Origin of the sequence: Wenyingzhuangia gilva, assembly GCF_030519655.1 — a bacterium.
In the GTDB taxonomy this organism is placed as follows: domain Bacteria; phylum Bacteroidota; class Bacteroidia; order Flavobacteriales; family Flavobacteriaceae; genus Wenyingzhuangia; species Wenyingzhuangia gilva.
The window spans coordinates 228,789-248,557 of the sequence record NZ_JAUMIT010000002.1; the positions used below are offsets into that span (position 1 = coordinate 228,789).

The window sequence follows — 19,769 nt, forward strand, 5'->3', positions numbered from 1 at the left end:
GTATATTTGGGCTTCCTTAAAACTAACATTTTTAAAAATATAAATACTTATGATATTAATTGCCGATGGTGGATCAACCAAAGTGGATTGGATTGCATTAAATAACGACAAAACAGAAAGGTTTAAAACTAGATCTGAAGGACTTAACCCTGCTATTGTGGGAAAAGATTTACTAAAGAAACGAGTGTTGGACAATGTTAATTTAGGGCCCCTTAGAACAGAAGTAACCCATGTTTTTTTCTATGGTGCAGGTTGTGGAACCCCAAAAGCAGTTGAGGCATTAAGACAAGTATTTCAAGAAATTTTTGTAACTGCAGAAATTGTAGTGGCAGAAGATATGTTGGCGGCAGTTTATGCAGCATCAGAAGCAGAACCAGCCATCGTTTGTATTTTGGGTACGGGTTCTAATAGCTGTTATTTTGATGGTAAAGAAGCTAAGTCAGCAACAGCATCTCTAGGTTGGGCTATCATGGACGAGGCAAGTGGTAATTATTTTGGAAAGCAATTGATTAGAGATTATTACTACAAAATTATGCCTGAAGAAATTAGAGCAAAATTTGAACGTGACTTTAACTTAGATGATGATTATATCAAACACGAATTATATCAAGGAGACGCCCCTAATACTTACTTAGCAAGTCATGCTGCTTTTATGTTTGACTTTAAAGATCATGATTATATTACAGGATTGATTGAAAGAGGGGTTGATGAATTTTTCCGTTATAGAGTATTGCCTTATGGAAAAGGAAAAGAAACACCTATTTATTTTATTGGATCTGTAGCTTTCTATTTCTCAAACATCATTGAAAAAGTAGCGAATAAATATGATTTAAGATTTGCAGGAGCCATCAAACGTCCTATTGATAATATGATTACTTATCATAAAAAATACTTAATTAAGTAAATAATTTCAAAAAAAAAGGATACTGATTTCAGTATCCTTTTTTTTGAAATAAATCTAAATGTCTATCTTTTTTTATTCTTTTTTGAAACATTATCGTTAGTAGTTACATACTTAGAATCATTACTGCTAGAGTTTCTTCTATAAGAATTACTGTTTCTTCGGTAAGTTTCTTTTTGATTGTTGCCTTGTTTCTTAAACTCTCTTTTATGGAATTCTTTTTTACCTCTTTCTGATGAGTTGTTATGATTTGAGTATTTGTGATTTTGTTTATACTCTTTTTTGTGTTCCTTAACTTTGTAATTGTAATGTTCTCTTACAATATTGTTTTGTTTATATGGCTTTGTATGTACAATAGATCTTCTATAATTAGGTCTTTTATATGCGAAATAACAAGGCTTATAATTAATGTTATGATGATTTATATATCCTCTTCTATTATAAATTGTTCCATGATTGGTGTAATAAATATTTAGATTTCCAATATTTGAAACCCATCCATGATGATTGTAATTAATTAAGACGCTACCAATTCTAGTTACTTTACCATATCTATTGTAATAAATGGGAGTTCTTTCAATTTGTATGATAGCTCCGTATCTATCTTTTTGTATATATGGTTCATAATTATAACCTGTGTTAAAGCTTAGATTAATATTTCTTGTACGGATATTAATATTTGCTTTTGGTTGATGAATGATATTAAAATCAAATTCTCCATTGTTAAATACGGCATATTCTACACCATTCTCTATAAATATAAATGGTGTTTGGTTGTTCAATCTATTGCTGGTATTATTAGCATTGGCTGCAATACTTAACAAAAAACAACCTGTTATAAAGAAGTAAATTTTTTTCATGATGTATTGTTTTAAATGAGACATTGTTTCTGTAATGATAGAAACTTAACATAGGTTATAAGCCAAACAACGTGCCAAAAAAAAATATCTAAAAATTGAAAAGCCAGTTATATGATGATAACTGGCTTTTTAAAAATGTTTTACTAGTAAATATTTTTAAAGGTTTTCTATGGTTTTAATTGTGTTTAAACCAGATTGGATTTTAGATAATTGTCCTTTTAAAATAGATACGATTGATGGTGGAGTAGCAGAGTCATATATAGCGTCTTCATAGTCTTTAATAGCCTTTTTTTCTCCTGTAATAGCTGCCTCTAACATTGCTTCGGCATTATTACTAGAAAAGAGTGTTTTAATATCTATCCAAGCTCTATGAGCATGACTTTTTAAACTAGTGTCTTTTTTATATTCTCCACCTAATGCTTTAATTTCTTCTACTAATTCTTTTGCAAATTCTTTTCTTTGTTCTGATTTTGCTTTAAAATATGCTTTTAACCCTAAATGGTCGGTTTTTTCAGTTGCTTTTTTAAATCCCTCCTCAGCATCGTGGGTTCTAATTAGTAATCCTTCTAGTTTTTCTGTAAGAATGTCTAAACTTGTTTTCATCTTTCTATCATTTTTTTTGGGTAATACTTTAAATGATGCGTATTACCTTAACATCTTTCTCTACTCCAAAGTTAAGTGATAGATAAACAGTTCTTTAGCGCTTTTGGTTTAAGTTTGTGCTCAAATAATAATAATAGAAATAAATTTACGAGGGATGAATGTGTTATAAAATATCTAAAATTCTTTCTAAAGCCATTCCTCTAGATCCTTTAATTAATAGGGTAGTGTCTGTAAAATCAATATCAAAATTATTTTTTAACTCTTCAAAAGAAGTGTAAAACTTAGCTCCGTCTACTTTTTGTTCATAAAAGTTTTTTCCAACAAAAATGGTTGAGTTAAAATGATAAGACAATACTTTTTCTACAATTTCTTTGTGTTCTTTTCGACTTGTACTTCCTAGTTCAAACATATCTCCTAGAATAACAGCTTTATTTTTTTTATCTAAAGCATTTATGTTTTCTAGAGCAGCAGCCATGCTTGTTGGATTGGCGTTATAAGCATCTAAAATTATATGCGTACTTCCTTTTTCTATAATCTGAGAACGGTTGTTTTCGGGTTTATAGTTTTCTATGGCTTTTTTAATGTTTTCATCAGAAATATTAAAATGATGACCTATAGCAATTGCAGCAATAATGTTGTTATAGTTATATTTTCCTATCAAGTTACTTTGAATCACCTCTCCTTTATGAGCCAATTGTACATAAGGTGTTAATTCTAACAAAGGAGTTTCGTGTGGATTGATGTAGATACATTCGCAATAATCTGCTTGTTCTACTTGTCGTTTATCTTCTTGATTTACAAAAGCAATTCCCTCGGCATTGGCAATGTAATCATACATTTCAGATTTTCCTTGTACAATTCCCTCTTCAGAACCAAAGCCTTCTAAATGTGCTTTTCCAAAATTGGTGATGTATCCAAAGTTTGGAGCAGCAATAAAACACAAATGCTGAATTTCTTTTAAGTGATTTGCTCCCATTTCTACCACTCCCATTTCTGTTTCATGAGTCATGCTTAGTAGAGTTAAAGGAACGCCAATGTGATTGTTTAAATTACCAACAGTTGCGTTTACTCTGTATTGGGTTGATAAAACTTCTCTAATTAATTCTTTAGTGGTTGTTTTTCCATTACTTCCTGTTAATGCAATAATAGGAATGCCTAAATATTCACGATGATAGTGAGCTAAATGTTGTAGCGTTTCTAAAACATTAGAAACTAAAATGGTTCTTTCATCAATATAAAAAGCTTCTTCGTCAATCACTACATAAGCCGCACCGTTTTCTAAGGCTGTTTTGGCAAAAGTATTTCCGTTAAAGTTTTCTCCTTTTAAAGCAAAAAAGATAGCTCCTTTGGTAATTTTTCTGGTGTCTGTGGTAAAGTTTTGTTTTTGATTTAAAAACAATTGGTGTAAGTCTGTTGTTTTCATAGATGACTATAATAGGGTCATTAAAGAAGAAATATAAACGCCTGCCGTTTCGGTTCTTAATCGGTTATGACCAAGGGTTACGGGGATAAAATTTAAATTGATACATTGTTGGATTTCCTTTGGAGTAAAATCACCTTCGGGTCCTACCAATACTAAAATATCGTTTTCTGGTTTGGCAATATGTTGTAAAAACTGTTTGTTGTTTTCATCTTCACAATGCGCAATAAATTTTTGGGTTGCTTGTTGATTTTTTAAAAAGTCATCAAACAAAATAGGCTCGTTAAATTTAGGAACATATAGTTGTAAAGATTGTTTTACTGCTGATTGAATAATTTTTTTCATTCTATCAACTTTAATCACTTTTCTCTCGGAGTTTTTACAAATAATAGGAGTGATTTCGTCAATCCCAATTTCTACTGCTTTTTCTAAAAACCACTCGTACCTGTCGTTTAGTTTTGTTGGAGCAATGGCAATGTGTAAATGAAAAGAACGGTTTTTAGCTTTATGTTCTTTTTTAATAATGTTTACAGTACATTTTTTTTCGTTGGCAAAAGAAATTTCTGTGGTGTAAAAATATCCATTTCCATCGGTAATAAATACAGTATCACCTTCGGACTTTCTTAATACTTTAATCAGATGTCTACTTTCTTCCTTGTCAAAAGTAAAAGTAGAATCAGTAGGTTTTATATGTTCACTAATAGATAATATCATAAGGTAAAAGGGTTAGTAGCTCAAGATAACATCTTCAATCGGCTCTTTTTTAACTTTTTTCTTTTTCTTCTTTTTGACTTTCTTTTCTTTTTTAGGTTTTTCCTCTTTAACTGTTTTTTCTCGTTTTTTGTTTTTTTCTTTAGGAGCCTCTTCAAGTAAAGTGTCTATAAATTCATCATCTTCAATAATTTCCTCTTCTTCTTTTTTAGTTTTTGGAGCTTTTACTTCCTCAGGTTCATCAATATACTCCCATCTATCGTAATGTTTGTCTATTCTAAAGGCTAGGTTTAAACCAATTTCATGACCTGAAATACCATTCCCAAGACTAGTTTTATAATTAACAGCAATGGCTAAATTTTTGTTAACTAAAAAAGGGGTACCTAATCCAATGGTTGAGTAGTGATTGTCTTTAGATCCAAAAAATTGAAATTGAACATAAGGATTCCATCTTCTTGCCACTACATAAGATGAGGAAACAGAATAGACCATCTGTGCATAGTTTCCATTGTAATTATAATAGTCTAATTGGTTATTTAAGCAGAGTTTTTGGTTGATGTTATTTTGAGTAATAATACTCATACTATAGCTACTCAATCCTCCGTTGTAAAATTGATCATCAGCCAATGGAGTGTGATATTTTGCTTGAATGGCAATACTAGGAATTAATCCATTGTATTTAAATCCATAACGTCTTTTCCAGCTCCTTTTAAGCTCTGGGCTTTCTTTGTTAACGTGTTCATAAATTAAATATTTAAGCCCTATAGATAAATTTTCAGTTCCTGAGATATTATGATTGTTAATATCTCCATAAGAAAATCGGTGATTTAAAATAGCTTCTAGTCTTTCAGATAAAAAACCATAATGTATATCAAGATCGTTACTAAAAGTATTAATCTTGTAATTAATGTTTTTTTTATTTAAACTGTTTGATAATACTGAATTTTCAATTTGAAAAACACCTCTTCCTACTGCATAAGGCGTTTGTGTATCACCAGGTCTGTTGGCATTTATAATACTCGTGTACTGGGCATGATTTGTGTTGGTAAATAAAATAAAACAAAAAATGCTGAGAAGAATTCGATTCATGAAAACAGAAAAATTATGATATGTAAATATAATATTTTATAGTAGAGCGGGTAGGTTCGTTTTCAAATTATTATTTTTGAACAACTAAAGAAAAATAAATGCAAGAAGCAGGAATCGTGAATTTTATTAGAACCATATTAATTATATTGGCTATATATTATATAGTAAAGTTTTTTGTGAAATATGTTGTGCCCGTTTTGTTGGTTAATTACGTTCAGAAAAAAACAGGTCAGCAAGTAAAAAAGGAACCGTTAGAAAAAGAAGGAACGGTTACGATTGATAAAAAACCAGCTCAAAACAATGTTGTGAATGACAATGTTGGAGAGTATGTAGATTACGAGGAAATAGATTAATTCCAAAATAAAAATAATTTTGAAGAAAACATTTAACGTGAAGCAGCTTGCTGTTTATATAGGTGTAATTATCGCTTTTTGCGTGGTTGCCCTTTTTTATTTTAAGCCTGTTTTAAAAGGATATAAAGTATTTCAAAGTGATATTGCTCAGTTTAGAGGGATGTCTAAAGAATTAAAAGACTACAGAGCTGAAAAAGGAAAAGAAGCATTTTGGACAGATGCTGCTTTTGGAGGAATGCCTTCTTACCAACTAAGCACTTATTATCCGAACGATTATATTAAAAAGTTAGATAGTGTCATTCGTTTTTTACCTAGGCCTGCAGATTATTTGTTTCTGTATTTTCTAGGATTTTTTGTGTTGTTAACCGTCTTAAAATTCGATTGGAAATTAGCTTTGATAGGTTCTTTAGCCTTTGGGTTTTCTACTTATTTTATTATTATTCTAGGAGTTGGTCACAATGCAAAAGCACATGCTATTGGTTATATTCCGTTGGTATTGGCAGGAGTATTGTTGCTTTTCCAAAAAAGATATGTAGTTGGATTTATTTTAACAGCCTTGGCAACTTCTTTAGAAATGCAAGCGAGTCACCCACAAATGACTTATTATATGTTGTTTATGTTGTTGTTTGTAGGCTTGTTTTTTGTGATGGAACAAATCCAAAAAGGAAGTTTAAAAAGTTCTTTAAAACCTATTTCTTTAGTAGTGTTGGCCATGGTGATTGGTTTGTTAACCAACGCACAAAGTATGTTGGCTACTAAAGAATACGCAGCACACAGTACCCGTAGTAAAAGTGAATTAACGGTTACTCCTGATGGAAAACCAAAAGAAGCAACCACAGGATTGTCAAAAGACTATATTACAGAATATAGTTACGGAATTTTAGAAACTTTTAATTTAATGATTCCTCGTTTGGTCGGGGGAGCGAATAACGAAGATTTAGGGACTGATTCTAATACTTATAAATTTTTAGCATCTAAAATAGGAGCTGGGCAAGCCGCTAATTTTTCTAAAAGTGTGCCTACTTATTGGGGAAATCAACCTATTGTAGCAGCACCTGCTTATATAGGAGTGGTGTTTGTTTTCTTGTTTTTTATAGGGTGTTTTTTAGTTAAAGGATGGATTAAAAAAGGATTGGTAGCAGCCACCATCTTTTCAATATTATTAAGTTGGGGTAAAAACTTTGGCTTTTTAACGGATTTGTTTATTGATTATATGCCAATGTATAACAAATTTAGAGCAGTTTCTTCTATTCAAGTCATTGCAGAAGTTTGTATTCCTTTACTAGGAATGTTGGCTTTAAAAGAGTTGTTTTCTGATACAGTTTCTAAACAAGAAAAAATAGAATCTGCTAAAATAGCAACAATTATGGTTGGTGGAGTTTTAATTATTTTTACGGTTTTTGGAGGGATGTTGTTTTCTTTTTCAGGATTAAATGATGGATATTACAATCAACAAATTCCAGGTTTTTCTGGAGCTTTACAGGCCGATAGAAAAGATATGTTATTTGCCGATGGATTACGTTCTATTGTTTTGGTAACTATTACCGTGGGGATTTTATGGATGGTGTTAAATGCCAAAATAAAAAAGCAATACGGAATTTTAGTTTTGGGAGTTGTTTTGTTGTTTGATACTTTAACTGTTGCCAAACGTTATGTAAACGATGATGATTTTTTACCTGCTAACAAAGTAGAAAAACCATTTTCGCCATCAGCAGCAGACAAACAAATTCTACAAGACAAAAGTCATTATAGAGTGGCTAATTTTAGCGGAAACTTTATGAATGATGGAGCTACTTCATATTATCACAATTCTATAGGTGGGTATCATGCTGCAAAACCACGAAGATATCAAGAGTTGGTAGATTATCAATTGTCTAAAAACAATATGCAAATCATCAACATGTTAAACACAAAGTATTTTATTGTGTCTTCAGAGCAAGGTCAGCCAGAAGCTCAAAAAAATCCAGACGCCAATGGAAATGCTTGGTTTGTAAACAATATCATTTCTGTAGACAATGCAGATGATGAAATTTTAGCCTTAACAGATTTTGATTCTAAAAATGATGTGGTCATCAACACACAAGATTTTAAAGTACAACCTACAGAAGTCGATTCTACTGCAACCATATCATTAATTTCTTATGAACCTAATGAGTTGGTGTACGCTTCTCAATCTGAAAAAACACAATTAGCGGTATTCTCGGAAATGTATTATCAACCAGGATGGAACGCTTATATAGATGGAAAATTAACTCCACATTACAGAGCAAATTATGTGTTAAGAGCCATAAATATTCCGGCAGGAAAACATAAAATTGTATTTAAGTTTGAGCCAAAAGTAATTCAACAAGGTTCTATGTTTAGCCTGGTAGGATATGGATTGTTAATTCTAGTATCTGTAGGAATCTTCTTTATGGAAAGAAAAAAAGAAACAAATCAAAATGTATAAAAAAACGCCTACAAAAAGATACAAATATACACTTGAGTTTTTACAAAAAGTATTGCCAGCACCTGCCGTAGTTTTAGATTTAGGAATAAGAAATCCTTTTACAGAAATTATGGAAGAAAACGGTTATACGGTTTATAATACTTCTGGTGAAGATTTAGATGAACTTCCTGAAATTGTAAATAAGGAAAAAGTAGATGCGGTTGTAGCTTTTGAAATTTTAGAGCATTTGCTATCTCCATACGTTTTGTTAAAAAATATAAAAGCAGAAAAATTAATCACCACCATTCCTTTAAAATTATGGTTTGCCAATGCTTACAGAAGTAAGACAGATGCTTGGGATAGACATTATCACGAGTTTGAAGATTGGCAATTTGATTGGTTGTTAGAAAAATCAGGTTGGGATATAAAAGATACAAATAAATGGACGAGCCCTGTAAATAAAATCGGTTTCAGACCTGTTTTAAGAAAGATTACACCTCGTTATTATGCAGTTTATGCGGAACGTAAAAATTAGTTCTATGCGTATAGGAATGATTTTAGACAAAACGTTTCCACCCGATCCTAGGGTAGAAAACGAGGCAGTGTATTTAATTGGCAAAGGATTTGAAGTTTACTTGTTTTGTTTAACCTATGATGAAAATGAAGTAGGATTAAATGATTATAAAGGCATTCATGTAGTTCGTCATTTAAGCAACGATTTTTTGTATAAAAGTTCAGCTTTGGCTTACACTTTTCCTTACTACAAATCTAAAATGAGCGCTAAAATAAAAGAGTTCATTTTGTTGTATCAAATTCATGTACTTCATGTGCACGATATTCAAGTAGTAAGTGCAGCTTATAAAGCTAGTAAAGCCTTTAAAATTCCATATATCTTAGATTTACATGAGAATAGACCAGAAATAATGAAAGTCTATCCTCATCTAAAAAAAGGTGTGGGGAAATGGATTATTGATATTGAGAGGTGGAGAGCTGCAGAAGAAAAATATGCCAAATTAGCCAAAAGAGTAATTGTAGTTACTCAAGAAGCTAAAGAGGAGTTGATGGAAAGAACCAATCTTCCATCAAAAAAAATAGAAGTATTACCCAACACCGTTCTAAAAAAGTTCTATACAAATTACACTTTAGAAGAAAGCATTCATACCAAATTCCAAGATGATTTTGTGTTGCTTTATATTGGAGATACCGCCATTCGTAGAGGATTGTTAACGGCAATCAAAGCGATTCCTGTTTTAAAAGATACCATTAAAAATATAAAGTTGGTTATTGTTGGTAAAAGTACAGAAGATGTTATTTTAAAGGCAGAGGTTAAACGATTAGGAATAGAAAAATATGTGAGTTTTGAAGGATGGCAAGATGAAAAATTGTTTCCTTCCTATATTATATCTTCGGATATTTGTATTTCTCCTTTGCACAGAAACAAACATCACGATACTACCTATGCCAATAAATTGTTTCAATATTTAAGTTTTAAAAAACCATTGTTGGTTAGTAATGCCATTGCTCAGAAAAAATTGGTTAAAAAACAAGAAGTAGGATTGACACATAAGGCTAAAAACTCAAAAGATTTTGCAGACCAGGTATTAAAGTTTTACAAACAACCTGCTTTGATAGATAAAATGGGTAAAGCCGGAGCAGAATTTGTTCACAAAGAATTCCATTGGGCTAAAACCGCCAAAACTTTAGGGAAAATATACAACAAAATAAAAAAGACTAAATGAGAGTTTTAGTCATTACATATTATTGGCCACCTGCGGGAGGTTCTGGCGTGCAACGTTGGTTAAAGTTTGTAAAATATTTACAAGATTTTGGTATTACACCAGTGGTTTACACTGTTGAAAATCCTGATTACCCAATTGTAGATGCTACTTTATGGAATGATATTCCACAAGGAATAGAGGTGATAAAACAACCTATTTGGGAGCCTTACCAATTAATGGATGTTTTTTCTAACAAGAAAAAAGTAAAAACAAGTGCTGGATTTTTGGGTACTAAAAAAAGTTTGCTTTCTAAAATTGCTACTTATGTACGTGCCAATTATTTTATTCCTGATGCTCGTATGTTTTGGATAAAACCATCCATTACTTATTTGGAGAAGTATTTATCAGAAAATAAAATAGATACTATTATTTCTACAGGGCCACCACACACCACTCACATGATTGGTTTGGGTTTAAAAAAGAAATTAGACATTCGTTGGATTGCCGATTTTAGAGATCCGTGGACAGAAATTGATTACTTTCATCAATTGCCTTTGACTCAAAAATCCATCAAAAAACATGAACATTTAGAGCAAGAAGTTTTAAAACATGCTGATGAGGTTTTGGTGGTGGGAAATCAAATGAAAAAATCATATGATGTGTTATCTAAAAACGTACATGTCATCACCAATGGTTTTGATGGAGAGGTAAGAACTAAAAAAAATCTAGATGAAGCTTTTACTATCACTCATGTTGGAATGTTAAATGCAGATAGAAATCCGATGGTTTTATGGGAAGCATTATCATTGCTAAAAGATAAAATTGATTTTAAAGTTCAGTTGATAGGGAAAGTTGCTCAAGAAGTAAAAGAGAGTATTTCAGCATATCAACTTTTAGAAAATGTCACTTTTATAGATTATTTACCTCATGAAGAGGTGAAAAGCTATCAACAAAAATCACAAGTATTATTATTGGCGGTTAACAATGTGCCTAGTGCAAAAGGAATTGTAACAGGAAAAATATTTGAATATTTACAAGCGCAAAGACCTATTGTGGCCATTGCTCCAACAGATGGAGATTTGGCAGCTATTTTAGAAACTTCTAAAGCGGGTTTTGTAGTAGGTTTTAAGGAAGTTAACAAGTTAACAGAAATACTTGTAGATTTACATTCACAATATAAATTAGGAATGTTAAAAGTAAATTCGGTAGGTGTAGAACAATATCACCGAAAAGCTTTGACAGGACAATTGGCAAACATTATCAAAAAATAAGTTGAAAAAAATAGTTACCATATTAGGAGCAAGACCACAGTTTGTAAAAGCAGCGGTGTTGAGTAGAGTTATTGTTGAACACAATGAACTTGAGGAAGTGATAGTGCATACAGGTCAGCATTATGATAATAACATGAGTATGGTCTTTTTTGAGGAGATGCAAATTCCTGTTCCTAAATACAATTTAAACATCAATGGGTTGAGTCATGGAGCCATGACTGGACAAATGTTGGCTAAAATTGAAGAGGTTTTAATATTTGAAAAACCAGATGCTGTAGTGGTTTATGGAGATACAAACTCAACTTTGGCAGGGGCTTTGGCAGCACAAAAGTTAGGAATTAAAGTTGTACATATAGAAGCTGGTTTACGATCTTTTAATATGTCTATGCCAGAGGAAGTCAATAGAATTGTTACGGATAGAATTGCAAATTTATTGTTATGTCCTACCCAAACAGCGATTGATAATTTAGAAAAAGAAGGATTTGGAAACCATGACATCAAAATTGTAAATTCTGGAGATATTATGAAAGATGCTGTCGAGTTTTACGGAGCTTTATCACAAGAAAAAGCTACAGTGCTAGAAAAACATCAGTTGGTGAAAAATGAGTTTGTTTTGGTAACTATTCACAGGCAAGAAAATACGGATGATATTATTGCCTTGAAAGGAATTTTTGAAGGATTAACAGCTATTCATAAACATAAAAAAGTAGTGATGCCTTTGCATCCTAGAACCAAATCTATTTTAGAAAAACATAAATTAACTTATCCAATTACATTCATAGATCCTGTAGGATATTTTGATATGTTGGCCTTGTTACAACATTGTGCTTTGGTGGTTACGGATAGTGGAGGGTTGCAAAAAGAAGCCTTTTTTAATAAAAAAGCCTGTATCATTGCTCGTGAAGAAACCGAATGGGTAGAGTTGGTCAATCATGGTTTTGCTACTTTGGTAGGAAGTAATACAGCTAACATGCAAGAAGCATATCAACATCATATTTTAGCCAAACATGATTTTTCTATGTCTTTATATGGAAATCAAGTTGGTGAAACTATTTACAAAGAAATAAAAATGTTGATTATTCAAAATAATTAGGTGTTCGAGCGTAGTCGAGAACAAATGCATCTCGACTACGCTCGATGACCAATCGAATCAAAGATGGGAATTGTTTTAAAAGAATCATACAGAAACACGGTTACTTTACTCTTAGCAATTTTGGTAGGAGCTGTAAATACGTTGTTTTTATATGTTTACTTTTTAGATACAGAATATTACGGATTGGTTACTTTTTTGTTGTCAACCGCTTTTATTTTAAAGCCTTTAATGGCTTTGGGAGTAAATTTTAGCGTGGTGAAATTCTTTTCATCATTCAGCTCCAAAGAACAAACAGATAAATTTTTAAGTTCAGCTTTGTGGTTTCCATTGGTTTTAGTCATTCCATTAGGAGTCATCTGTGCTATTTTTTATGGCTATATTTCCGATTGGTTGTCTGAGGAAAATCCTTTGGTAAAAGATTATACTTATTTGATTTTTTTAGTAGCCTTGACAACGGCCTATTTTGAGATTTTTTATGCTTGGGCAAGAGTTCATTTAAAATCAGTTTATGGGAATTTATTAAAAGAACTTTTTGTGAGAATTGCAGCTACTGTTTTGTTGTTTGCTGTTTATTTGGAGTGGATTAACAGTCACCAATTTGTGTTGTGGTTAACGGGAGCTTATTTTTTACAAATGTTTTTAATGATGTGGTTTGCATTTAAGTTATACTTGCCTAAGTTCAGTTTTTCTGTGCCTGATAATTTTGAAGAAATTGTAAAATACAGTCTTTATATCATTATGGCAGGTTCTGCTGCTACTATTTTGTTGGATATCGATAAGTTTATGATTCCGCAAAAAGAAGCCATAGAACAAGTGGCTTTTTATGCAGTTGCAGTGTATATAGGAACGGTGATTGAAATTCCGGGTAGAGCAATGAGTCAGATTGTTCAGCCTTTAACAGCCAAAGCGTTGAATGAAGAAAATGATATTGAGGTCTTAGATTTGTATCAAAAAACATCAATTACTTTATTAATTGCTTCGGGATTGGTTTTTATTTTGGTAAATGCCAATTTAGAATCTTTGTTTGCTTTTTTACCTAAAAAATATACAGGAGGTTTTTGGGTGGTGTTGATGATCTCAATCACCAAATTATACCATATGTTTTTAGGGAATAACGGAGCGATTATCTCCAACTCTAAATACTATAAAATTTTGCTACCCTATGGTTTGGGAATGGCTTTTTCTGTAATTTTTTTAAATGATTGGTTGATTGATCTTATGGGAATTAACGGAGCTGCTTTGTCTACTTTAATTGTGGTGCTTGTTTTTAACACGGTTAAGTTATGGTATGTGAAAAAGAAATTTAACATATGGCCAACGACCAGTAAAACATGGATAGCGTTGTTTTTTATCACGCTGTTTAGTGCTGTTGGAGTGCTCTTCAATTTTAAATTCCATCCTGTTGTAAATATATTATTAGAATCTATTCTTTTGGGAGCGGCCTATCTTTTTGTATTGATTCATTTTCAGCTATCTACAGATATCACAGCAGTTTACCATCAATTTAAATCAAAACTGAAAAAGTAGTGTGTTTTTTGGAATTTGAGTTTTGTATGTAGGTATAAAAACACTATATTTGCACCCGATTTAAATTTAATTAAAAACAATCATTATGAATCATTACGAAACTGTTTTCATTTTGAATCCCGTTTTATCTGACGTTCAGGTAAAGGAAACAGTACAAAAGTTCGAGGACTATTTGGTTTCTAAAGGTGCCGAAATGTTACATAAGGAAGATTGGGGGCTAAAGAAATTAGCTTACACAATCCAAAAGAAAAAAAGTGGATTTTACCACTTATTTGAGTACAAAGTTGCTGGTGAAGTAGTTGCTCCTTTTGAATTAGAGTTTAGACGTGACGATAGCGTTATGCGTTATTTAACTGTAAAGTTAGATAAGCACGCTGCTGCATGGGCTGAGAAAAGAAAGTCTAACTTAAAATCTGCGAAGTAATTATGGCAAATATCGATCAACAAGCAAAAGGTGGTGCTAAAGGAGATGTAAGATATCTTACTCCATTAGACATCGAAACTAAAAAAGAAGCTAAATACTGTAGATTTAAGAAAAAAGGAATCAAATACATCGATTATAAAGATGCAGATTTCTTAATGTACTTAGTAAACGAGCAAGGTAAAATTTTACCAAGACGTTTAACAGGAACTTCTTTAAAATACCAACGTAAAGTGGCACAATCTATCAAAAGAGCTCGTCACTTGGCATTAATGCCTTATGTTGGAGATTTATTAAAATAATAAGTAGACTATCATGCAAGTAATATTAAAACAAGACGTTGAGAACTTAGGGTTCATAGACGATATCGTAGAAGTAAAGAACGGTTACGGACGTAACTTTTTAATTCCTACAGGAAAAGCTGTTTTAGCAACTGAGTCTGCTAAAAAAGTATTAGCAGAAACTTTAAAGCAACGTGCTTATAAAGAAGCTAAATTAGTTGAAAAAGCGAACACTACTGCTGAAGCAATTAAAGGATTAGATATTAAATTGACTTCTAAAGTAGGTCAAGGAACTAAATTATTTGGTTCTATTTCTAATATCGATGTTGCAGAAGCTTTAGAAAAAGCAGGACATTCTATTGAAAGAAAATTCATCAAAATTGCTGGAGGATCTATCAAAAGAACTGGAAAATACACTGCTGCAGTGCGTTTACACAGAACTGTAACTGCTGATTTAGAATTTGAAATTATTGCTGAGTAATTTTCTCAACAATTAAACATATTAAAAGCTCACTACCTTTATTGGATAGTGAGTTTTTTTATGAAAAATAGTTTTTGCTGTTTTCTAATATTTTTACTTTAGACACCTGATAAAATGAAATACATTCAACTAACCAAAGAACAACTAGAAGAATTACACCAAGAGTTTGCAACCTTTTTGGCTACGCAGCAAATTGATGTAAAAGAATGGAATGATATTAAAGCAAACAAACCAGAAGTTGCTGATGAAGAAATTAATATTTTCAGTGACATGGTTTGGGAAGATGTATTAACCAAGGCTGAATATGTTGAACATTTTTCTAAATCTAGCATTAATTTATTTTATTGCACTGAAGGATTGATACAACGTATTATGATTAAATCTAATGATGATACTATTGATCTGTCTAGTCAACAAGGAATTCAGACTTTATTAAACAATCCTAAAAGCAAACAGTTTGAGTTTTTCAAAGGAGCAAAAAAATATGCTAAAGAAAGAAATTTAGAAATTTTTGACTTGATTTTAAAAGGAGCTAGTATTAATAAAGAAGGAGCTTTGTATCAGAATTTTAAAAGTTTTGTAGACTAAATTTATGGTAGATCAACAATTAGTGTCTTATTTAGAGGAGTTTGTGACCGATGAGCGCAAAGCTTTGTTTAGACAGGTTTTAAAAAACAGAACTAGGCATTTTGCAGTAGTGTTAGAGGATTTATATCAAAAGCATAATTGGAGTGCTGTAGTGCGTAGTTGTGATGTTTTTGGAGTACAAGATATTTATACCATAGAAAACAAATACAGTGCATATATTTCTAATGGTGTAGGAAAAGGTGCTCAGAAATGGGTAGATTTTCACAGATTTAAAACCAGAGAAAATAATACGCAAGATTGTGTGGATGAGCTAAAAGCAAAAGGATATCAAATTATTGTAACAACGCCTCATGAAGATTCCTCTTTTGTATCTGATTTTGATATTACTAAAAAATCTGCTTTTGTTTTTGGGGTAGAAGGAGCAGGGGCATCAGATTTGGTGATGAGTCAGGCAGATGGTTATTTAAAAATTCCTATGTATGGTTTTACAGAAAGTTTAAATGTATCTGTAGCAGCTGCTATCACTTTACAAAACACAACAGATAGATTGCATAAATCAACTATTGATTGGCAATTAACAGATGACGAAAAAGAAGAGTTGTATTTAAGTTGGTTAGAAAAATCCATAGGATCTATTAAACCGATAAAAGAAAGATTTTATAAAGAATTGGAAGATAAAAAATAAAAAAGAGGCTCTATTTAGAGCCTCTTTTTTATTTGAATTTTATCATTGCATTTTTAGGATTGTCCGCATCGTATAGAACAATATAAGTACTATCGGTTACTTTGTTTTTTAAATGCATCGGAACCTCTTGTTTTTTGTTGTAAATAATATCATTTACCGTATAAGTAAATTCGCAATATGGTAATTTTCCTCTTTGAAATTCACTCATCACTTTACCAGTAGTGGTCGCTGCATTTTCCATTATTTTCTCCTTGTAGTTTAGTTTTATCACAAAAGCAATGATGACCAAACAAACAATAATAAAAGGGAAAATGATTTTATTCATTGTCAAAATTGATTAAAATACTGTATTCACAGTTGAAAGTTTCTTTAAGATTTAATTTGATAATCCCCTCTTTTTCTGTGATTTCTTGATTGTGATTTACGTTGTCAGCAATTCCGTGCCAAGGTTCAATACAAATAAAAGGAGCTTCTTGGTTTTTAGACCAGATTCCCAAATAAGGAAAGTTTTTAAATTCAACACTCATGTAAGTGTTTCCTGTAGGCTCATGTATAAAAGAAATTTGAGAGAATGGATTGGGATTAAAAACAATAGCATCATTGTCAAACACATTTTTAGGCAATTCTAAAATCCCTTCTTGCTTAAAAACAGGATAGGATTCATTTCCTATCAAACTTCCTTCAATCAATTTGGCTTCGGGAGTTTCATCGTTGTCAAACATTAAAATATATTCCTCTCTAGTTTGGTTTTTTTCAAATGGACAATTAAAAGCAGGATGACCACCCACAGAAAAATATAAATCTTCTTGAGCAGGATTTTCTACAAAATAAGAAGTAACTAATCCGTTTGAGGTCAGGGTGTATTTTAGTTGAAAAAGAAAATCAAAAGGATATATTTTTTTAGATTCCTCATCTGATTCTAATTGAAACGTAATGCTATCTTCTGTTTGAGTTGCTACCGTAAAGTTTTTGTCTCTAGCAAAACCATGCTGTCCCATTGGGTATGAAATTCCTTTATAGCTGTAGCTGTTGTTTTTTAAAGAACCCACAAAAGGAAATAAAACAGGTGCATGTCTGTTCCAAAATTCAGGATTTCCATTCCAGATATATTCAATGTTTTCTTTACAAAGGCTAATTAATTCGGCTCCTTGAGATTTAAAAGTAGCCTTTAAATATTTGTTTTGTAGGGTATAGGTAGTGTTCATTTTAGAAATTAGTTTACTTTAATATCAGTGATTGTTGCGGTGTACTCACATCTTTCTATGATGAAAGAGAATTTGTTTCTAACAATTTCATCATTTATATTTTTACCAATAGTGGCATCAATCCAATAATCTGGACAAGGTTTTTGGTGTACATGACTTTTGTCTCTGTTCCAGTCTCCTTTGTGTAATACATATTGAATATCTAAAGAGTCTAAATGATATTGAGTTAAAATTTTTTGAGCTTTGTCAGATATTTTTAAGGTGTCTTTTAATCTAATTTGACTTAAAACTCTGGCTGTAGGGCCATAATTAAAAGTGGTTCCTTTTTGTTTATTTATGTAAGTTAAAGCGACTACTCCAAGAGCCAATCCACCAAAATAATACCCAAATCTTCTTAATAATTTGGCATCAATTTTACTTAGTAATTCTTTTAACATAATTAAGGTTTTCTGACATCAAAAGTAAAGAAGTAGATTGTATTAACAGGTCTGTTTAGCAATTAAAAAATCAATAAATTGATGTCTGTATAAGGAAAGTCAAACCAATCTCCTACGGCTTTGTTTGTTAAAATCCCTTTGTACATATACATTCCGCTTCTAATGATTTTGTCATATCTAACAGCACTTTCAAAACCACCCTCTTCTCCTATATTTAATAAATATGGAGTGATGATGTTACTGATAGAAATAGTGGCTGTTTTGGCGTAACGTGATGGGATGTTTGGAACACAATAATGAACCACACCATGCTTTTTGAAGGTGGGATTACTATGTGTGGTTAGTTCAGAAGTTTCTACGCAACCACCTCTATCAATACTGACATCAATAATTACAGCACCTTCTTTCATAACTGATACTAAATCTTCAGAAACTACAATAGGAGCACGGGTTTTTCCTTTAATAGCACCTATGACTACATCAGCTCTCATTAAAGCTTTCTCTAAGGCTTTGTGATGAATGGTAGAGGTGTAAATAGGAATATGTAAATCTTGTTGTAACTGTCTTAGTTTGGTGATGGAATTATCAAAAACTTTAATGCTTGCTCCTAATCCTTTGGCAGATTTTGCAGCAAACAATCCAACCGTTCCTGCACCTAGAATAACGACTTCACAAGGAGGAACACCACTAATATTTCCAAATAATCTCCCTGAACCACCATTTTCGGCATTCATTAATTCTGATGCAATTAAAATAGAAGCTGTTCCTGCAATTTCACTCAACGATTTTACTACTGGAAAACTATCATGTTCATCTTTTATAAAATCAAAAGCGATGGCGGTGATTCGTTTGTTAGCTAAGGCTTTAAAATAATCAGCAGATTGTGTTTTAAGTTGTAAAGAGGAAACCAAAAAAGCTTGGGGTCTCATTAAATCAATTTCTTCTAATGAAAGGGGAGATACTTTTAAAATTAAGTAACATTCAAAAACTTCTTTGGCGGTGTAAGCTATTTTAGCTCCTGATTCGGAATATTCAGCATCAGAAAAATTAGAGGGAATTCCTGCTCCGGTTTCGATAACTATTTTATGACCTTGTAAAGTCATGGCTGCCACCGCATCGGGGGTTAAGCAAACTCTTTTTTCTTCGTGACAAGTTTCTTTAGGTATTCCTATAAGAAAATCTCCTTTTTTAGAAGGAATTGCTAATCGTTCTTCTTGAACATGAAACTCAAATTTTCCAAATGCAGCCATATGTTTCCCCATATCATAAATAATAATACAGGTTATTTGTTACTTTAAAAAAAGAGTTCTACTGTTGTCTTCGTTAGTTTTAATAGTAATAACCTGTGCATCTAAAGGTAGTAAATTTTCTACATTTTCAGGCCATTCTATAAAAGCCCAGTGATTGTTGTATAAGTATTCTTCTATTCCGATATCATAAGCTTCGTTTTCATCTTCAATGCGATAAAAATCAAAATGATATAAAATTTCATCATTTGTAGTTTCATATTCATTTACCAATGCAAAAGTTGGAGAAGAACTAATGTTACATCCTAATTGCTTAGCAATTTCTTTAATAAGAGTTGTTTTACCAGTACCCATTGAAGCATAAAACAAAATGTTTTTGCTTTTTGTATTTACAATAATTTTTTTTGCTACAGCAGATAAATCATTTAAGTTGTAGGTAATTTCCATCCT

Annotated in this window: 23 protein-coding genes; 13 read left to right on the forward strand and 10 right to left on the reverse strand. The window is 31.7% G+C overall.

The genetic code is table 11. From position 1 onward, the window contains the following. The first annotated feature begins 49 nt into the window (after nucleotides 1-49). Nucleotides 50-904, forward strand: coding sequence for an N-acetylglucosamine kinase (locus QVZ41_RS06070; RefSeq protein WP_302883661.1), 855 nt, complete (start codon nucleotides 50-52; stop codon nucleotides 902-904). 62 nt (nucleotides 905-966) lie between these two features. Here the strand turns inward: QVZ41_RS06070 and QVZ41_RS06075 are convergent, their stop codons facing one another. The 5 genes from QVZ41_RS06075 to QVZ41_RS06095 form a co-directional block, all read right to left on the reverse strand. Next, complete coding sequence (locus QVZ41_RS06075; protein ID WP_302883662.1) at nucleotides 967-1,761, reverse strand: hypothetical protein; 795 nt, start codon at nucleotides 1,759-1,761, stop codon at nucleotides 967-969. A gap of 156 nt (nucleotides 1,762-1,917) precedes the next feature. Further along, nucleotides 1,918-2,364, reverse strand: a complete 447-nt coding sequence (locus QVZ41_RS06080) for a ferritin-like domain-containing protein (RefSeq protein WP_302883663.1) — start codon at nucleotides 2,362-2,364, stop codon at nucleotides 1,918-1,920. Between the two features lie 163 nt (nucleotides 2,365-2,527). Continuing rightward, nucleotides 2,528-3,787 carry a UDP-N-acetylmuramoyl-tripeptide--D-alanyl-D-alanine ligase gene (locus tag QVZ41_RS06085; protein WP_302883664.1) on the reverse strand — a complete coding sequence of 420 codons (1,260 nt, stop codon included), beginning with the start codon at nucleotides 3,785-3,787 and terminating at the stop codon, nucleotides 2,528-2,530. Nucleotides 3,788-3,793: 6 nt separating this feature from the next. Continuing rightward, entirely contained in the window at nucleotides 3,794-4,498 is a 705-nt protein-coding gene (locus QVZ41_RS06090) for a 16S rRNA (uracil(1498)-N(3))-methyltransferase (protein WP_302883665.1), read from the reverse strand. 12 nt (nucleotides 4,499-4,510) lie between these two features. After that, nucleotides 4,511-5,584 (reverse strand): transporter, encoded by a 1,074-nt coding sequence (locus tag QVZ41_RS06095; protein ID WP_302883666.1) that lies wholly within the window; start codon nucleotides 5,582-5,584, stop codon nucleotides 4,511-4,513. A 98-nt stretch (nucleotides 5,585-5,682) separates the two neighbouring features. On the opposite strand from QVZ41_RS06095, the gene QVZ41_RS06100 reads away from it, so the two are divergent. The 12 genes from QVZ41_RS06100 (at nucleotide 5,683) to QVZ41_RS06155 (ending at nucleotide 16,430) form a co-directional block, all read left to right on the forward strand. Further along, entirely contained in the window at nucleotides 5,683-5,937 is a 255-nt protein-coding gene (locus QVZ41_RS06100) for a DUF4834 domain-containing protein (RefSeq protein ID WP_302883667.1), read from the forward strand. A 37-nt stretch (nucleotides 5,938-5,974) separates the two neighbouring features. Then, nucleotides 5,975-8,386: a YfhO family protein gene (locus tag QVZ41_RS06105; protein ID WP_302883668.1), complete on the forward strand. Its 2,412-nt coding sequence runs from the start codon at nucleotides 5,975-5,977 to the stop codon at nucleotides 8,384-8,386. Further along, nucleotides 8,379-8,900: a class I SAM-dependent methyltransferase gene (locus tag QVZ41_RS06110; protein WP_302883669.1), complete on the forward strand. Its 522-nt coding sequence runs from the start codon at nucleotides 8,379-8,381 to the stop codon at nucleotides 8,898-8,900. The genes QVZ41_RS06105 and QVZ41_RS06110 overlap by 8 nt, the downstream gene beginning before the upstream one ends. A gap of 4 nt (nucleotides 8,901-8,904) precedes the next feature. After that, nucleotides 8,905-10,104, forward strand: coding sequence for a glycosyltransferase family 4 protein (locus QVZ41_RS06115; RefSeq protein WP_302883670.1), 1,200 nt, complete (start codon nucleotides 8,905-8,907; stop codon nucleotides 10,102-10,104). Then, nucleotides 10,101-11,354: a glycosyltransferase family 4 protein gene (locus tag QVZ41_RS06120; RefSeq protein WP_302883671.1), complete on the forward strand. Its 1,254-nt coding sequence runs from the start codon at nucleotides 10,101-10,103 to the stop codon at nucleotides 11,352-11,354. The genes QVZ41_RS06115 and QVZ41_RS06120 overlap by 4 nt, the downstream gene beginning before the upstream one ends. Nucleotide 11,355: 1 nt before the next feature. Further along, nucleotides 11,356-12,447, forward strand: coding sequence for a non-hydrolyzing UDP-N-acetylglucosamine 2-epimerase (gene wecB, locus QVZ41_RS06125; protein ID WP_302883672.1), 1,092 nt, complete (start codon nucleotides 11,356-11,358; stop codon nucleotides 12,445-12,447). A 63-nt stretch (nucleotides 12,448-12,510) separates the two neighbouring features. Further along, a complete protein-coding gene (locus QVZ41_RS06130; protein WP_302883673.1) occupies nucleotides 12,511-13,974 on the forward strand; it encodes an oligosaccharide flippase family protein in 1,464 nt (487 codons plus the stop codon). An 85-nt stretch (nucleotides 13,975-14,059) separates the two neighbouring features. Next, nucleotides 14,060-14,398 carry a 30S ribosomal protein S6 gene (gene rpsF, locus QVZ41_RS06135; protein WP_302883674.1) on the forward strand — a complete coding sequence of 113 codons (339 nt, stop codon included), beginning with the start codon at nucleotides 14,060-14,062 and terminating at the stop codon, nucleotides 14,396-14,398. A 2-nt stretch (nucleotides 14,399-14,400) separates the two neighbouring features. Beyond that, nucleotides 14,401-14,697, forward strand: a complete 297-nt coding sequence (gene rpsR, locus QVZ41_RS06140) for a 30S ribosomal protein S18 (RefSeq protein ID WP_073121300.1) — start codon at nucleotides 14,401-14,403, stop codon at nucleotides 14,695-14,697. A gap of 13 nt (nucleotides 14,698-14,710) precedes the next feature. Then, nucleotides 14,711-15,157: a 50S ribosomal protein L9 gene (gene rplI, locus QVZ41_RS06145; protein WP_302883675.1), complete on the forward strand. Its 447-nt coding sequence runs from the start codon at nucleotides 14,711-14,713 to the stop codon at nucleotides 15,155-15,157. 114 nt (nucleotides 15,158-15,271) lie between these two features. Further along, nucleotides 15,272-15,745, forward strand: coding sequence for a DUF6495 family protein (locus QVZ41_RS06150; RefSeq protein WP_302883676.1), 474 nt, complete (start codon nucleotides 15,272-15,274; stop codon nucleotides 15,743-15,745). Nucleotides 15,746-15,749: 4 nt separating this feature from the next. Next, nucleotides 15,750-16,430, forward strand: a complete 681-nt coding sequence (locus tag QVZ41_RS06155) for a TrmH family RNA methyltransferase (RefSeq protein WP_302883677.1) — start codon at nucleotides 15,750-15,752, stop codon at nucleotides 16,428-16,430. A 28-nt stretch (nucleotides 16,431-16,458) separates the two neighbouring features. Here the strand turns inward: QVZ41_RS06155 and QVZ41_RS06160 are convergent, their stop codons facing one another. From QVZ41_RS06160 to tsaE, 5 genes are all read right to left on the reverse strand, one after another. Next, nucleotides 16,459-16,755 carry a hypothetical protein gene (locus QVZ41_RS06160; RefSeq protein WP_302883678.1) on the reverse strand — a complete coding sequence of 99 codons (297 nt, stop codon included), beginning with the start codon at nucleotides 16,753-16,755 and terminating at the stop codon, nucleotides 16,459-16,461. Continuing rightward, on the reverse strand, nucleotides 16,748-17,635 hold the full coding sequence (locus tag QVZ41_RS06165) for an aldose 1-epimerase family protein (protein ID WP_302883679.1): 888 nt from the start codon (nucleotides 17,633-17,635) through the stop codon (nucleotides 16,748-16,750). The genes QVZ41_RS06160 and QVZ41_RS06165 overlap by 8 nt, the downstream gene beginning before the upstream one ends. A gap of 8 nt (nucleotides 17,636-17,643) precedes the next feature. Next, nucleotides 17,644-18,072, reverse strand: coding sequence for a hypothetical protein (locus QVZ41_RS06170; RefSeq protein WP_302883680.1), 429 nt, complete (start codon nucleotides 18,070-18,072; stop codon nucleotides 17,644-17,646). Between the two features lie 62 nt (nucleotides 18,073-18,134). Next, nucleotides 18,135-19,334 (reverse strand): alanine dehydrogenase, encoded by a 1,200-nt coding sequence (locus tag QVZ41_RS06175; protein WP_302883681.1) that lies wholly within the window; start codon nucleotides 19,332-19,334, stop codon nucleotides 18,135-18,137. Between the two features lie 27 nt (nucleotides 19,335-19,361). Next, a complete protein-coding gene (gene tsaE, locus QVZ41_RS06180; protein ID WP_302883682.1) occupies nucleotides 19,362-19,766 on the reverse strand; it encodes a tRNA (adenosine(37)-N6)-threonylcarbamoyltransferase complex ATPase subunit type 1 TsaE in 405 nt (134 codons plus the stop codon). Nucleotides 19,767-19,769 lie beyond the last annotated feature (3 nt).